Genomic DNA, 14,017 nt, shown 5'->3' with positions numbered 1-14,017 from the left:
TATAGCACTAAATATCCCTGTGGTGTACGGCCGTGCGGGGCGCCGCGGCGGTGCGGCCGGGGAGACGGGACTCGACACGCCGGCGCTGCGGCCTCCCCGTGCCGTCGCGGCGTTCTTCGTCCGGTCTGCTCGTTGCGTCCGGCGGTCAACCCCCCGTAGAACACCGGCCATGAGAAGACGGATAGTCATGTCCATGCTCGCCGGAGCGACCCTTCTGGTGAGCACGTTCTTCGGCACCGGAACCCCTGCCGCCCAAGCGGCGGACGCGCCCGCCGAGTTCGGCACCGACTGGCACGACCCGGTGACCGCCGCACCGCCCGTCGACCGCCCGCACACCAGGTCGTGCCGGGTCACCCTCGCCGACGTCCAGTTCCGCGACTTCACCCCCTACCGCGGCACGTACTCCCCGCCCCGGGGCTGCGGCGACCGCTGGAGCAAGGTCGTCCTGCGCCTGGACGGCAAGGTGAAGGGACGTCAGTTCGACCGGCTCGGCTACCTGCACGTCGGCGGCGTGGAGATCCTGCGCACCTCCACCCCCGAGCCCTCGCCCGACGGCATCGAGTGGCACGTCGAGAAGGACGTCACCCGCTACAGCGACACCTTCCGCGACGCGCGGGACGTGGAGATGCTCATCGGCAACGTCGTGGACGACACCTACACGGGTGTCATCGACGTGCACGTCACACTGACCTTCTACGCGGGCCGGCCCGCGCAACCCGCGCCCGACCGTGTGCTCACCCTCGCCGACACGCCCGACGGCACGACGCTCACCACCCCGCGCAACAGCGAGCGGATCGTCGCCGAGGTGTACGCGACCGGGTCCGGCGGCGGCTGCGAGGAGTTCTGGTACCTGACCGTGGCCGACCCGGCGTCCTACTCCTGCAAGGCCGACCACGGCCCCTACCGTGAGGTGCAGATCAAGGTCGACGGGCAACTCGCCGGAATCGCCTCCCCGTTCCCGAACGTATGGACCGGCGGCTGGTCCAACCCCTTCCTCTGGTACGTGCTTCCGGCGCCCCGCGCCTTCGACGTCCGGCCGCTGGAGTACGACCTGACGCCGTACGCCGGTCTGCTCAACGACGGCCGTCCGCACCGCGTGGAGGTCTCCGTCGCCGGTGTGCCCGCCGGGCAGTCCGGCTGGAGCGCACCGGTGAACGTCCTCGTCTGGCAGGACGCGCACCGCGCCCACGTCACCGGCGCGCTCACCGGCGACACGGCGTCGGACCTCGCCAACGCCTCCACCTACACGCCCGGTTCCGAGAACCGCGTGGACACGCGGGCCGGGCACCGGCTCACCGTCTCCGGCTACCTCGACACCTCGCACGGCCGCGTCACCACCACCGTCACCCAGACGCTCGCCAACACCTCCGTGCACCGCTGGACGGAAGGGGAGAACACCGACGGACTCGACGCGACCTGGACCGACGACCAGAGCGTCACCGTCGGCGGCCACGGCCCCACGCGGACCACGCACACGCACCGGACCTACACGGTGAACGGCGCCACGACCATCGGTACGGACAACCGGCTGCGCACCGTGCTGGCGCTCGGTGACCGCGCGTCGGTCGTGGAGCGCGAGGGCGGCGGGCGGACGCTCCGGTCGTGGATAGACGACACCTACCGCGGCGACGCCTCCTACACGCTCGACGTCCCGCGGGACCAGCGGCACGCGGTCGGCACGTCGACCGAGCGCTATCGGCTGCACGGGCCCGAGGGCTGCTACGACCGCTCGCTGACCACCGTCCAGGGGGTGCTGACGGAGGACCGCAATCGCTGCTGAGCCCGGCGCCACGGGGCGCCGCCCGGCACCGCCGACGACTGCTCCCGGCCGACGTCAGCAGGTGTGGGCGGCGCCCCCGTCGATCAGTGTGTCGAGCAGTACGCCGAGTACCTGGCGCTCCTTCTCCGTCAGCGGGGCGAGTATCTCCTCGGCCGCCGAGCGCCGGGCGCCGCGCAGTTCGCGCAGGGTCGCGCGCCCCTCGTCCGTCAGCTCGATCCGGGTCACGCGCCGGTTCGCCGGATCGGGCGCCCGCCGGACCTTGCCGTTCGCCTCCAGCCCGTCGACCAGGGTCGTCACCGCACGGGGTACGACCTCCAGGCGCTCGGCGAGGTCGGCCATCCGCGGGGGAGAGCCGTAGTGCGCGAGGGTGCGCAGCAGCCGGGACTGGGCCGGGGTGACGCCCAGCTCGCGCTCCTCCAGATGGCGTTTCTGGATGCGGTGCACCCGGCGGGTCAGCCGCAGCAACTGCTCGGCGAGCAGACCGTCGGGATCTGGGGTCGTCATGCGGGAACAATATCAGGACGCCGTTCATTGTGAGTATAGGTAACAATGAGCTACGATCCGTTCCGTCGTCGTCGGCCGACCCCGGTCGGCGCCCGTTCACCTCCGTAGGAGCCCATGCACCCCGACCGTGAACCCCACTGGACCCCACCTGCCGACGCCGCCGAGCAGCCCCGGCAGGTGCGCCGCATCCTGAAGCTCTTCCGTCCCTACCGCGGGCGGCTCGCGATCGTCGGCCTGCTGGTCGGCGCCTCCTCGCTGGTCTCGGTGGCCACACCGTTCCTGCTCAAGGAGACCCTGGACGTCGCGATCCCGCAGGGCCGCACCGGTCTGCTCAGCCTGCTCGCGCTCGGCATGATCGTGAGCGCCGTGCTCGCCGGCGTCTTCGGCGTGCTGCAGACCCTGATCTCGACGACCGTCGGCCAGCGCGTCATGCACGACCTGCGCACCGCGGTCTACGGCCGCCTGCAGCGCATGTCGCTCGCCTTCTTCACCCGCACCCGCACGGGCGAGGTGCAGTCCCGCATCGCCAACGACATCGGCGGCATGCAGGCCACCGTCACCTCCACCGCCACCTCCCTGGTCTCCAACGCCACCAGCGTGATCGCCACGATCGTCGCGATGGTCGCCCTCGACTGGCGGCTCACGATCGTCTCGCTGCTCCTGCTGCCGGCGTTCGTCTGGATCAGCCGCCGCGTGGGCAACGAGCGCAAGAAGATCACCACCCAGCGGCAGAAGCAGATGGCCGCGATGGCCGCCACCGTCACCGAGTCGCTGTCCGTCAGCGGCATCCTGCTCGGCCGCACCATGGGCCGGTCCGACTCGCTGACCGCGTCCTTCGCCGACGAGTCCGAGCGCCTGGTCGACCTCGAGGTCAGGTCGAACATGGCGGGGCGCTGGCGCATGGCCGTGATCACGATCGTCATGGCCGCGATGCCCGCCGTCATCTACTGGACCGCGGGGCTGGCCCTCCGGCTCGGCGGCCCCGAGGTCTCCCTCGGCACCATCGTCGCCTTCGTCTCGCTCCAGCAGGGTCTGTTCCGTCCGGCCGTCAGCCTGCTCGCGACCGGCGTCCAGATCCAGAGCTCGCTCGCACTGTTCCAGCGCATCTTCGAGTACCTGGACCTGCCCGTCGACATCACCGAGCGCGAAGAGCCGGTCCACCTCGACCACATCAAGGGCGAGGTCCGCTTCGACAAGGTCGAGTTCCGCTACGACGCCGCCGACTGGACGGCACGCCCGATCCTCGACGGCATCGACGTCACCGTGCCCGCCGGGGGCAGCCTCGCCGTGGTCGGCCCGACCGGCGCCGGCAAGTCCACACTCGGCTACCTGGTGCCCCGCCTCTACGACGTCACCGGCGGCCGGGTCACCCTCGACGGCGTCGACGTCCGCGACCTCGACTTCGACACCCTCGCCCGCGCGGTCGGCGTCGTCTCCCAGGAGACGTACCTCTTCCACGCCTCGGTCGCCGACAACCTGCGCTTCGCCAAACCGGACGCCACCGACGAGGAGTTGTACGCGGCGGCCGCGGCCGCCCAGATCCACGACCACATCGCCGCGCTGCCCGACGGCTACGACACCGTCGTCGGCGAACGCGGCCACCGCTTCTCCGGAGGCGAGAAGCAGCGCCTCGCCATAGCCCGCACCATCCTGCGCGACCCGCCGGTCCTCATCCTCGACGAGGCCACCAGCGCACTCGACACCCGTACGGAGGCGGCCGTCCAGGACGCCATCGACGCGCTGTCCGCCGACCGGACCACGGTGACCATCGCCCACCGCCTGTCCACCGTCCGCGCCGCCGACCAGATCGTGGTGCTCGACTCCGGACGGGTGGTCGAGCGGGGCACGCACGAGGAACTGCTCGAGCTGGACGGTCGCTACGCCGCTCTGGTGCGCCGGGACGCGCAACTGGAACCGGCGGGCTGATCCGTCAAGCTGACGGAGCGGTCGACAAACTGAACATATGCCGGGTTTGTGACGATATACGTACTACCGTGCCCGCATGCAGATGAACACTTCGCCACGGGGCAGGATCCGACTGACACGCCGGGGCAGACTCGCTCTCGTCGTGGCCGGCGCCGTCGTCGCCGGCACCGCCGTGGCGGTGCCACTGCTGACGGTGAAGGGCGGTCACAAGGTGGTGGTGAAGCCGCCCACCCTGGTCATCCCGGAGGGCTGGCGCGCGAGCCAGGTGTACGACGCCGTCGACAAAGCCCTGAAACTGCCCGCGGGCAGCACCCGCAAGTCCATCGGCAAGGCCCACCTCCCCCTGCCGGGCGAAGCCGGGGGCAACCCGGAGGGCTATCTCTTCCCGGCGACCTATCCGCTGCCGAAGGGGACGACCCCCGAGTCCCTGCTGCGGTCCATGGTCGACACCGCCGGCAAGCGGTTCGAGGCGGCGCCGGTGGCCGCCGGGGCGCAGCGCACCTCGATCAACCTCTACCAGGCCGTCACCATCGCCAGCATCGTCCAGGCCGAGGCCGCCACGAAGGCGGACATGGGGAAGGTCGCGCGGGTCATCTTCAACCGGCTGAACCAGGGCATGCCGTTGCAGATGGACTCCACCATCAACTACGCGATGAACCGCATCACCGTGCACACGACCGAGGACGACACCCGCGTCGAGAGCCCGTACAACTCCTACCAGCGCATGGGCCTGCCGCCGACGCCGATCGACAACCCCGGCCAGGAAGCCATGCGCGCCGCCTACAACCCGCCGGCGGGCGACTGGCTGTACTTCGTCACCGTCAAGCCGGGGGACACCCGCTTCACCGCCGACTACGCCACGCACCTGCGCAACGTGGCCGAGTTCAACGCGCTCCACCAGAGCACCGGGCCCGCGCCGACGCCGAGCCGGAGCCCGTTGCCGTCCCCGGCCTCCTCCCAGCCGCCGCTCCCCTGAGCCGGCGGGACGTCACGCGGCGACCGGTTCCTCCTCGGCCAGCAGCCGCCTGATGTCCCGTACGGCCGCGCGCCCGGCCCGGTTCGCGCCGATCGTGCTCGCCGAGGGGCCGTAACCCACCAGGTGGATCCGCGGATCGGCCACCGCGCGGGTCCCCTCCACACGGATACCGCCGCCCGGCTCGCGCAGCCGCAGCGGAACGAGGTGCTCCAGCGCGGCCCGGAAACCGGTGGCCCACAGGATCACATCTGCGTCCACGCGCCGGCCGTCGTCCCACTCCACCCCGTCCGGCGTGATCCGGTCGAACATGGGCCGGCGGTCCAGGACACCGTTCGCGAGGCCCTGCCGGACGGCGTCGTTGAGCGGCAGCCCGGTGACCGAGACCACGCTGCGCGGCGGCAGGCCCCGCCGCACCCGCTCCTCCACCAGCGCGACCGCCGCGCGCCCGGCCTCCTGGTCGAACGGGCCCTCGCGGAACACCGGCGGCCGCCGGGTCACCCAGGTCGTCGCGGCCGCGTACGGGGCCAGCTCCAGCAGGTGCTGGGTGCCGGAGGCGCCACCGCCCACCACCACGACCCGCAGCCCGTCGAACTCCTCGGGACCGGCGTACCGCGCGGTGTGCAACTGCCTTCCGCGGAAGGTCTCCTGACCCGGGTAGCGCGGCCAGAACGGCCGGTCCCAGGTGCCCGTCGCGTTGATCAGCGCCCGCGTGGACCAGACGCCCTCCGAGGTCTCCACGCGCAGCCGGCCGCCGTCTCCCTCGCGCACCGCCCGCACGTCCACCGGCCGCCGTACCCGCAGGCCGAAGGTGCGCTCGTACCGGTCGAAGTACTCACTGATCACCTCGGCGGAGGGCCGTGCCGGGTCGGCGTCCGTCAGTTCCATGCCGGGCAGCGCGTGCATGCCGTGCACCTTGCCGTACGTCAGCGACGGCCACCGGAACTGCCAGGCACCGCCCGGACCGGGGGAGTGGTCCAGCACCACGAAGTCGCGGTCGGGCTCGAACCCGGTGCGCCGCAGGTGGTAGGCGGCGGCCAGGCCGGCCTGACCGGCGCCGATGACGACTACCTCGACCTCGCGTGTTGCGTCCACGGTCCCTGCAACAGGGAGCCGCGCGCGGATCTTCCCGCCGGCGTCCCCCGCCCGTCAACGAGCCACGGGGAATCGATCGTGCCGAGGGGTGTGAAAACCGGCGCATGGGCCAGGATGGTGGCATGTCCGATGCCTTCACCACCCGAACGCTGAACGTCTCCACCGGCTCCCGGGAACGCGTCGTCGATCTCACCGGAGACTGCGAGGAGTTCCTGCGGGACGCGGCGGCGGGCCGCGACGGCCTGCTCAACATCTTCGTCCCGCACGCCACCGCCGGTATCGCCGTCATCGAGACGGGCGCCGGCAGCGACGACGACCTCCTGTCGGCGCTGCACACCCTGCTCCCGGCCGACGACCGCTGGCAGCACCGGCACGGCAGCCCCGGCCACGGCCGTGACCACGTCCTGCCGGCCTTCGTCCCGCCCCACGCCACCCTTCCGGTGATCGGCGGGCGCCTGGAGCTCGGCACCTGGCAGTCGGTGTGCCTGGTGGACACCAACAAGGACAACCCGGAACGCCGGGTACGGCTGAGCTTCCTGGGCTGATGGCCCCTCACAGCGGGCCCGGCCGGGCCGGTTCGGGTTCACAGCGGGCCGGGGGAGCGAGCAGGCCGAGCCGCTGGGCGCGGAGCACCGTGCCCAGCCGGTCGCGGGTGCCCAGCTTGCGGTAGATGTTCTCGACGTGCTTGTGCACGGTGCGGGCCGAGATGCCGAGGCGGCGGCCGATGGCGTCCGCGGTGAGCGTCCCGGCGAGCAGGACCAGGACCGTGGTCTCGCGCGGCGTCAGCGTGCTCTGCGCCGCCCGCTCGTCCGGCGCTCCCGGTGGGCCGAGCGTCCGCCGCCACTCCTCCAGCAGGATTCGCTGCCGCTCCACCGCGGCCAGCAGCGGCTGCGCGCGCTCGGCCATGACGAGGTGGTCGTCGCCGAAGTCCGCGCCGGAGCGGTACACGAGGCACCCGGTGACGGGAGTCGTGCTGTCCGGCAGCGGCACCCCCAGCACGTGGTCCACGTCCAGGACGTCGCCGAGCAGGCGCGCCGTCGGGCTGCCCGGCCAGGCGGCGCCGACGGCCCGGAACGCGGAGACCGGCACCCGTCCGGCCCCGGCCGCGTAGTGCCGGGCGAAGGGGAAGCCCGCGCGTAGAAGCCGCAGGTCCGACTCGTCCAGCCGGTCCAGTTCGACGGCCGCGGCATCGGGCGCGGTGCCGATCCTGCCCCGCTCCTCGCTCCAGTCGTCCAGTTTGTGGATGACCGCCTCACCACCACACAGGCCGGCCAGAGCGTCGGCGAGCATCGGCCACAGACGCGCGGGCTCCCGTTCGTGCAGCGCCGCGACGGCCACGGCCGTCAGCCGCTCGTAGGCCTTCTCCAGCCCCACGTGTCCTCTCCGGTCGCCTCGGGTCCGGGTGCTCACGGCAGCGTACGCAGTTGTACGCATACCGCCGCCGCCCCGGCGGGGTGCAGACTTCGACGCGGCGACACCGGCCTGCCCGGACGCTCGTCCGACGGGCCGCCGACACGGGGGAACGGCGGCCCGTCCCCTGCCACGCCCGGAACGGCCCACTCGGTGCCGCCTGTCCTTCCTCCTACCCCTGCGAAGACTTCACTCGCCGAACGCCGACGCCCCCATCGCCGTGGGGTCGGCGACGGGGGCGTGCGGAGTGAAGGCTCCGAGCAGGAGGACGGTCGGTGCGGCGAGGTCAGTGACCCTGGTCCTCGGCTCGCTCCGCGTTCCGCGCCTTGATGCGCGCCGCCTCCTTGCGGACCTCGGCCTGGGTGGCGCGCTCCTTCTCCAGCCACTCCGGGCGCTCCTGCTTGAGCGCCTCGATCTGCTCGGTGGTCAGCGCCTCGGTGACGCCGCCGCGCGCGAGACCGGCGATGGACACGCCCAGCTTGGCGGCGACCACGGGGCGCGGGTGGGGGCCGTTGGCTCGCAGCTCGCGCAGCCACTCGGGCGGGTCGGCCTGGAGCTCGCTCAGCTCGGCGCGCGAGACCACACCCTCCTGGAAGGCGGCGGGGGTGGCGGGGAGGTACACACCCAGCTTCTTCGCCGCGGTCGCGGGCTTCATCGTCTGGGTGCTCTGCTGCGAACTCATGGGGTCAAGGGTATCGGCCGAGTGCGGGCCGCCCGACCACGGCCGGTAACCTGGCCTGGTGACAGGCTCGGAGGAATCACCGTCGTTCCGGCTCGCGTACGTTCCCGGAGTGACGCCCGCCAAATGGGTGAAGGTCTGGAACGAGCGCCTGCCCGACGTCCCGCTCACCCTCGTCCAGGCGCCCGTCGCCGAGGCGCGAGAGCTGCTGCGCTCCCAGGAGGCCGATGCGGGGCTCGTACGGCTCCCCGTGGACCGAACGTTCTTCAGCGCGATCCCCCTCTACACCGAGACCACGGTGGTGATCGTCCCCAAGGACCACCTGATCACGGCGGTGGAGGAGGTCAGCCTCGACGACCTCGCCGACGAGGTGCTCCTGCACCCCCTCGACGACGTCTTCGACTGGGACCGTCCGCCCGGTGAGCCGGCCTTCGAGCGGCCCGCGACCACGGCGGACGCGATCGAACTGGTGGCGGCGAACATCGGCCTCCTGGTCGTCCCGCAGTCGCTCGCCCGGCTGCACCACCGCCGTGACCTCACCTACCGCCCGGTGGTCGACGGCCCGCAGTCGAGTGTCGCCCTGTCCTGGCCGGAGGAGGCCACCACCGATCTGGTGGAGGAGTTCATCGGCATCGTCCGCGGCCGCACGGTCAACAGCACGAGGGGCCGGGGGGCGGCGCGGACCGAGGCCGGGCAGCAGCGCAAGGGGCAGGATCCGGCGGGCGCCCGCCAGAAGAAGCCGGGCTCCGCGAAGTCCGCCGGCGGGAAGAGCGCGGGCGCGAAGTCGGCGGGCCGCACCGTGCGCGGCCGCTCGGGAACGGGGAGCGGGAAGCCGGCCAAACGAGGCAAGCCGCGCCGCAAGTAACGAGGCAAGCCGCGCCGCAAGTGGTGAGGTCCGCGGCTCTCCCGGCGGGGTCCCGGCCGCTTAGCAGGTCCGCGGCTCTCCCGGTGGGGTCCCGGCCGTTCAACAGGTCCGCGGCTCTCCCGGTGGGGTCCCGGCCGCTCAGCAGGTCCGCAGTCCTCCCGGCAGGGTCCCGGCCGCTCGGCAGACCCCGCCGGTCTCCCCGCCGGGCCGCCGGTCTCCCCGCCGGCCCCCGCGTTCACGAGCCGCGTGCGACCCTCTCCTCGGTCCCGCCCTCTTCGGAACCCCGGCGGGCCGGCTCGGCCGCCTTGTCCGGTTCGGCCGCCCTCTCCGGTTCGGGGTGCACCTCCCGCTCCCGCAGGTCGGCGACGGCCAGTGCGAGTGCGATCACGATGAGTCCCACGGCGGTGAGGAGACCGAGCTGGATCGCCCTCTCCGGACTGCCGTGGTTGGCCATCTGCGCGAAGTACACCGCGCCCACCACGGCGATACCGGCCGCGGAGCCCACCCGCTGGCCCGTCTGGAGGACGCCGCCCGCCGCACCGGCACGGTGCACGGGGACGAGGGTGAGAGTCAGGGTCGTGTTCGGGGAGACGGTCAGCCCGGAGCCGATGCCGCCGATCAGCATCGGCAGCGCCGACGCCCATCCCAGATCGTCGCCGGGCACCAGCCGCACCGCGGCCACGACTCCGAGCAGTCCCAGCGCCACCCCGGTCAGCCCCAGCACGACCAGCTTGCGGCCGAAGCGCACCACCAGCCGGCCTCCGAGGGCGGCCCCGACCGCCGACGCGGCGGCGAAGGGCAGGACGGTCAGACCGGCCGCGAGCGCGCTGTAGCCGAGGCTGTTCTGCAGATACAGGGTGTAGACGAAGAAGACCGTGGTGAAGCCGGCGAAGTAGGTCAGGCTGATCAGCGCGCCGAGTGTGAACGACCGCAGGGAGAACAGCGCCAGGTCGACCAGCGGGGCGCGCCCGCGCCGGCCCTGGCGCTTCTCCCACGCCCAGAACGCGCCCAGCAGCAGCGCGCCGACGGGCAGCATCGTCCACTTCTCCCGCCCGGTCCACTGCTGCTCCTGCACCAGCGGGAGCATGAGCGCCAGCACACCGCAGCCGAGGAGCAGTACGCCGAACAGGTCGAACGTCTCACGCTTCCCGGGCGACGCCGGGAAGCGCGGCAGCAGCCGCAGGCCGGCCGTGAAGGCGGCCACCCCGATCGGCAGGTTCACGAAGAACACCCAGCGCCAGCCGTCGTCGGTGCCGACCGCGTCGATCAGCAGGCCGCCCGCCAGCGGGCCCACCGCCGTCGACACCCCGATGACGCTGCCGAGCAGTCCGAAAGCCTTCGCCCGCTCCGAGCCCTGGAACATCTGCTGGATCAGTCCCGAGGTCTGCGGCGCGACCATGCCCGCCGCCGCGCCCTGCACCAGCCGGAACAGCACCAGCCAGGAGGGGCCGGCGGCGAGGCCGCAGGCCGCGGAGGCCACCGTGAACAGGGCGAGCCCGATCAGGAAGGCCTGCCGCCGGCCGTGCATGTCGCCCAGCCGGCCGGCCGGGACCAGGGCGAGTCCGAAGGTGAGGGCGTAGCCGGAGACGACCCACGACTGGGCGGCCTCGGACGCCCCGAGCCCGCGCTCCATCGACGGCAGCGCCACGTTCACGATCGAGGTGTCGAGCAGCGAGATGAAACCCGCCGCGAGACAGACCGCGAGCGCCTTCCACCGCCGGTCGTCGGTGGCGGGCCGGGCCTGGACTGTGGTCATGTGGTCACGCTAAGCAGCGAAGACGCTCCCCGCACGGCGAGCTGCCGGCGCTGGGGGCGGGAAACAGGGCGAAATCCCGGAAGCCGTCCGATTTTCCGGCCGGCCGGCCCGCGTCAGGGACTCGCTCGCCTCAGCCACGCGTAGGCGGACCGGGCCGTGAACTCCGACTGGCCGCCGCGCAGCAGCAGGGCCGCCGTGGCGAACTCCGGCGCGTCGGCCTGTGCGGCCACATAGGGGATCGCGATGCAGCGCATCCCGGCCGCGTGGGCCGCCGCCACCCCTGCCGGCGCGTCCTCCAGCACCACGCACTCGGCAGGGCGGGCGCCCAGGCGCCGGGCCGCCTCCAGGAAGACGTCGGGTGCGGGCTTGCCCGCGCCGACCTCGTCGGCCGAGACGGCCGTGTGCAGGAACTCCGCCAGGCCGGTGCCGGTCAGGATCGCCTCCATGGCCTTGGGGGAGGAGCCCGAGGCGACGGCCATCGGCACCCCGTCGGCCGCCAGCAGCTCCACGAACTTCCGCATCTCCGGGTACGTGCGCGTTCGGGCGCGGGCCAGCGCCAGGTACCGGCGGTCCAGGGCTGCCAGCAGCCCGTCCGCCGAGACCCGCAACCCGTAGCGCCGCCGCCAGTCGGCCACCGTCTCCCGGGTGCTGATGCCGACGTAGCTCTCGTGCTCCGTCCAGGTGAAGGCGACCCCGTGCTCGGCCAGGGTCCGCCGGCTCGCCTCGAAGTAGTTCGGTTCGCTGTCCACCAGCGTGCCGTCGAGGTCGAAGACGACGGAGAGGACGCCGGGATCGCTCATGCGGACCAGCATGCCCGTGATCAGGCGCGGGCCGCCCGGCCGACCGACTCCACCAACGGGAGCAGCCGGTGGGGCACGCGTTCGCGCAGCGCCACCTCGGTACGGGTGCGCACCACGCCAGGGAGGCTGATCAGCTTCTGGATCACGTCCTCCAGGTGGGCGTTGTCCCGGCCCACCACCCGGGCGAGCAGATCCCCGCCCCCGGTGATCGAGAAGGCCTCCACGATCTCGGGCACCGCGGCCAGCGCGTCCCCCACGTCGTCGAGATGCCCCTGGGTGACCTCGATGTGCACGAACGCCAGCACCGGGTGCCCGAGGGCGGCGGGGGACAGGGACGGCCCCGTACCGGTGATCACGCCGTCCCGCTCCATCCGCTCCAGGCGGGCCTGGAGCGTGCCCCGGGCGACCCCGAGGATGCGGGCGTACTCGCGCACGCTGGTGCGCGGCTGCTCCAGGAGCAGCCGCAGGATGCGGGTGTCGAGTTCGTCCACGGCCATGAGGGACGACTGTACCAATGGCTCAGCGGTCCGGCCCGTCCACGCCCCCGGCGACCTGGTCCGTTGGCATTCCGGCGGTCAGTCGGCGCCTCTCTTCTCTGGGCCAATGGTCCAGTGGTCCGGGCATCACTTGAGCCAGTGACGTCCGTGATGCTCTCATGGGTACGTCGACGGCGCTGCGGACCTCCGCGGCGCCTTTTTCGTGCAGTCGGTCCCAGGGGAGGGCAGTGGTGCTGAAGAGGGTGTTCGTGGCTCCGGACCCGGGGCGGGCGCGGTTGCGCTTCGCCGCGCGGGCCGTCCTCGGCATCGGACTGGCGGTGGTGGTCTGTCTCGCCTCCGGGCACTCCCTCGCCGGTGCCGTCACCGGCGGCCTCGCCGCACTGCTCGCCCTGTTCACCGTGGCCGATCCGACCGTGCGCGGCCAGGCGGTCACCACCGCGCTGCTGCCCGCCGTCGGGGTGCCGGTGCTCGCCGCCGCGGCCGAGCTGCACAGTCTGCCCGTGGCCCGCGACCTCGCCTTCCTGGCCGTCGTCGGCGCCGGCGTCTACGCCCGCCGCTGGGGGCCGCGCGGACACAGCCTCGGCGTGTTCGCCTTCATGACCTTCTTCGTGGCCCAGTTCCTGCACGCGACGCCGGAGCAGCTGCCCGAGCTGTACGCCGCCGTCCTGCTGTCGGTGCTCAGCGCCGCGGCCGTCCGCTTCGGCGCCTGGTGCTACGAGCGGCGGCTGCCCCCCTCCGCCGTACCCGCCCCGCCCGCCGGGACCGGGCTGGCCCGGGTCACCACACGACAGGCGGTCCAGGCGACCGCGGGCGCGGGCTTCGCGCTGGTCGTGGGGCAGCTGGTGTCCGGGCAGCGCTGGTACTGGGCCGTCGGCGCCACCTGGTGGATCTTCGTCAACACCGCCTCCCGCGGCGAGACCCTGGTGCGGGGCTTCCGGCGGGTCCTCGGCACGGTGATCGGCATCTGCCTGGGCTTCCTGGTCGCCGTCCCCGTGCACGGGGCGCCCGTCCCGACGGCCGTGCTGGTCGCGGTCGCCGTCTTCGGCATCTTCTACACCGCAGCCGTCTCCTACACCTGGATGATGCTCTGGGTGACCCTGCTCGCCGAGATGCTCTACGGCCTCCTCGGCGTCCTCAGCCCCGGCCTGCTCGCCCTGCGCCTCACCGAGACCGGTGTGGGCGCGCTCGGCGCCGCGCTCGCCGTGCTGTTCGTGCTGCCCGTCACCACCCACGCCACCACCGACGTGTGGATCCAGCGCGCCCTGCGCTGCGTGCACGCCTGCACCGCCGAGGCCGCGGCCCGGCTCGCGGGGTCCGCCACGGCCGACCCCGCGCCCCGCGTGGCCGAACTGGAGCAGCTGCTCGGCCGGGTCCGGCTCTCCGTGGCGCCGCTGGTGCACCCGCTGCACCCGGTGCCCGCCCGCAAGCGGCGCGCCCGCCGGGTCCTCGCGCTGCTCGACGACTGCGCCCGGGAGATCCGCGGACTGGTCGCGGTCGCCGCCGATCCCGAGGCCTCGCACGACGCCCGCCTGGCCGCCGCCTGCTGGCGGGTGGAGGCGGCCGTCGAGGCCCTGACCGCCGGTGGCGCGCATCCGCACGGGCACCCCGCCGAGCCGCCCGCCGAACCCGCCCTCGCCCATCTGCACGGGCTCGAACGCGCCCTCGCCGACCTGGCCGAGCCGCTGCGGACGCCGACCGGCTCACGGCTGGTCGGCGCCTGAGCCGCCGGGTC

Annotated in this window: 13 protein-coding genes; 6 read left to right on the top strand and 7 right to left on the bottom strand. The window is 73.0% G+C overall.

The window, feature by feature from the left end:
* Window positions 1–169 precede the first annotated feature (169 nt).
* Complete coding sequence (locus tag N8I86_RS06280) at window positions 170–1,780, top strand: peptide-N4-asparagine amidase (RefSeq protein WP_263277323.1); 1,611 nt, start codon at window positions 170–172, stop codon at window positions 1,778–1,780.
* Between the two features lie 54 nt (window positions 1,781–1,834).
* On the opposite strand, the gene N8I86_RS06275 is transcribed toward N8I86_RS06280, so the two are convergent.
* Window positions 1,835–2,284 carry a MarR family winged helix-turn-helix transcriptional regulator gene (locus tag N8I86_RS06275; protein WP_073894893.1) on the bottom strand — a complete coding sequence of 150 codons (450 nt, stop codon included), beginning with the start codon at window positions 2,282–2,284 and terminating at the stop codon, window positions 1,835–1,837.
* 114 nt (window positions 2,285–2,398) lie between these two features.
* Here N8I86_RS06275 and N8I86_RS06270 point away from each other — a divergent pair, with 114 nt between their 5' ends.
* Window positions 2,399–4,210, top strand: a complete 1,812-nt coding sequence (locus N8I86_RS06270; RefSeq protein ID WP_263277322.1) for an ABC transporter ATP-binding protein — start codon at window positions 2,399–2,401, stop codon at window positions 4,208–4,210.
* A 76-nt stretch (window positions 4,211–4,286) separates the two neighbouring features.
* A complete protein-coding gene (gene mltG, locus N8I86_RS06265; RefSeq protein WP_263277321.1) occupies window positions 4,287–5,186 on the top strand; it encodes an endolytic transglycosylase MltG in 900 nt (299 codons plus the stop codon).
* A gap of 12 nt (window positions 5,187–5,198) precedes the next feature.
* Here mltG and N8I86_RS06260 read toward each other — a convergent pair whose 3' ends face one another.
* Complete coding sequence (locus N8I86_RS06260) at window positions 5,199–6,278, bottom strand: NAD(P)-binding domain-containing protein (protein WP_073894888.1); 1,080 nt, start codon at window positions 6,276–6,278, stop codon at window positions 5,199–5,201.
* Window positions 6,279–6,400: 122 nt separating this feature from the next.
* On the opposite strand from N8I86_RS06260, the gene N8I86_RS06255 reads away from it, so the two are divergent.
* On the top strand, window positions 6,401–6,823 hold the full coding sequence (locus N8I86_RS06255) for a secondary thiamine-phosphate synthase enzyme YjbQ (protein WP_263277320.1): 423 nt from the start codon (window positions 6,401–6,403) through the stop codon (window positions 6,821–6,823).
* A gap of 7 nt (window positions 6,824–6,830) precedes the next feature.
* Here the strand turns inward: N8I86_RS06255 and N8I86_RS06250 are convergent, their stop codons facing one another.
* Together N8I86_RS06250 and N8I86_RS06245 are read right to left on the bottom strand one after the other, a co-directional pair.
* Entirely contained in the window at window positions 6,831–7,652 is an 822-nt protein-coding gene (locus N8I86_RS06250) for a helix-turn-helix transcriptional regulator (protein ID WP_263277319.1), read from the bottom strand.
* 322 nt (window positions 7,653–7,974) lie between these two features.
* Window positions 7,975–8,370 (bottom strand): DUF5997 family protein, encoded by a 396-nt coding sequence (locus N8I86_RS06245; protein WP_263277318.1) that lies wholly within the window; start codon window positions 8,368–8,370, stop codon window positions 7,975–7,977.
* Window positions 8,371–8,428: 58 nt separating this feature from the next.
* Here N8I86_RS06245 and N8I86_RS06240 point away from each other — a divergent pair, with 58 nt between their 5' ends.
* Window positions 8,429–9,232 carry a LysR family transcriptional regulator substrate-binding protein gene (locus N8I86_RS06240; protein WP_263277317.1) on the top strand — a complete coding sequence of 268 codons (804 nt, stop codon included), beginning with the start codon at window positions 8,429–8,431 and terminating at the stop codon, window positions 9,230–9,232.
* 235 nt (window positions 9,233–9,467) lie between these two features.
* On the opposite strand, the gene N8I86_RS06235 is transcribed toward N8I86_RS06240, so the two are convergent.
* From N8I86_RS06235 to N8I86_RS06225, 3 genes are all read right to left on the bottom strand, one after another.
* A complete protein-coding gene (locus tag N8I86_RS06235; protein ID WP_263277316.1) occupies window positions 9,468–10,988 on the bottom strand; it encodes an MFS transporter in 1,521 nt (506 codons plus the stop codon).
* Window positions 10,989–11,101: 113 nt separating this feature from the next.
* Window positions 11,102–11,788: an HAD family hydrolase gene (locus N8I86_RS06230; RefSeq protein ID WP_263277315.1), complete on the bottom strand. Its 687-nt coding sequence runs from the start codon at window positions 11,786–11,788 to the stop codon at window positions 11,102–11,104.
* Between the two features lie 20 nt (window positions 11,789–11,808).
* Window positions 11,809–12,285 carry an Lrp/AsnC family transcriptional regulator gene (locus N8I86_RS06225; protein WP_073894876.1) on the bottom strand — a complete coding sequence of 159 codons (477 nt, stop codon included), beginning with the start codon at window positions 12,283–12,285 and terminating at the stop codon, window positions 11,809–11,811.
* Window positions 12,286–12,515: 230 nt separating this feature from the next.
* Here N8I86_RS06225 and N8I86_RS06220 point away from each other — a divergent pair, with 230 nt between their 5' ends.
* Window positions 12,516–14,006 carry an FUSC family protein gene (locus N8I86_RS06220; protein WP_073895354.1) on the top strand — a complete coding sequence of 497 codons (1,491 nt, stop codon included), beginning with the start codon at window positions 12,516–12,518 and terminating at the stop codon, window positions 14,004–14,006.
* Window positions 14,007–14,017 lie beyond the last annotated feature (11 nt).

Source organism: Streptomyces albidicamelliae (assembly GCF_025642175.1).
GTDB lineage: Bacteria > Actinomycetota > Actinomycetes > Streptomycetales > Streptomycetaceae > Streptomyces > Streptomyces albidocamelliae.
The sequence above is the reverse complement of the archived record's forward strand: the minus strand, read 5'-3'. Positions and strand labels throughout refer to the sequence as shown.

Coding starts and splice junctions, on each gene's coding strand:
- N8I86_RS06280 (WP_263277323.1), top strand. CDS start 170: ATGAGAAGACGGATAGTCATGTCCATGCTCGCCGGAGCGACCCTTCTG.
- N8I86_RS06245 (WP_263277318.1), bottom strand. CDS start 8,370: ATGAGTTCGCAGCAGAGCACCCAGACGATGAAGCCCGCGACCGCGGCG.
- N8I86_RS06270 (WP_263277322.1), top strand. CDS start 2,399: ATGCACCCCGACCGTGAACCCCACTGGACCCCACCTGCCGACGCCGCC.
- mltG (WP_263277321.1), top strand. CDS start 4,287: ATGCAGATGAACACTTCGCCACGGGGCAGGATCCGACTGACACGCCGG.
- N8I86_RS06230 (WP_263277315.1), bottom strand. CDS start 11,788: ATGAGCGATCCCGGCGTCCTCTCCGTCGTCTTCGACCTCGACGGCACG.
- N8I86_RS06225 (WP_073894876.1), bottom strand. CDS start 12,285: ATGGCCGTGGACGAACTCGACACCCGCATCCTGCGGCTGCTCCTGGAG.
- N8I86_RS06275 (WP_073894893.1), bottom strand. CDS start 2,284: ATGACGACCCCAGATCCCGACGGTCTGCTCGCCGAGCAGTTGCTGCGG.
- N8I86_RS06235 (WP_263277316.1), bottom strand. CDS start 10,988: ATGACCACAGTCCAGGCCCGGCCCGCCACCGACGACCGGCGGTGGAAG.
- N8I86_RS06255 (WP_263277320.1), top strand. CDS start 6,401: ATGTCCGATGCCTTCACCACCCGAACGCTGAACGTCTCCACCGGCTCC.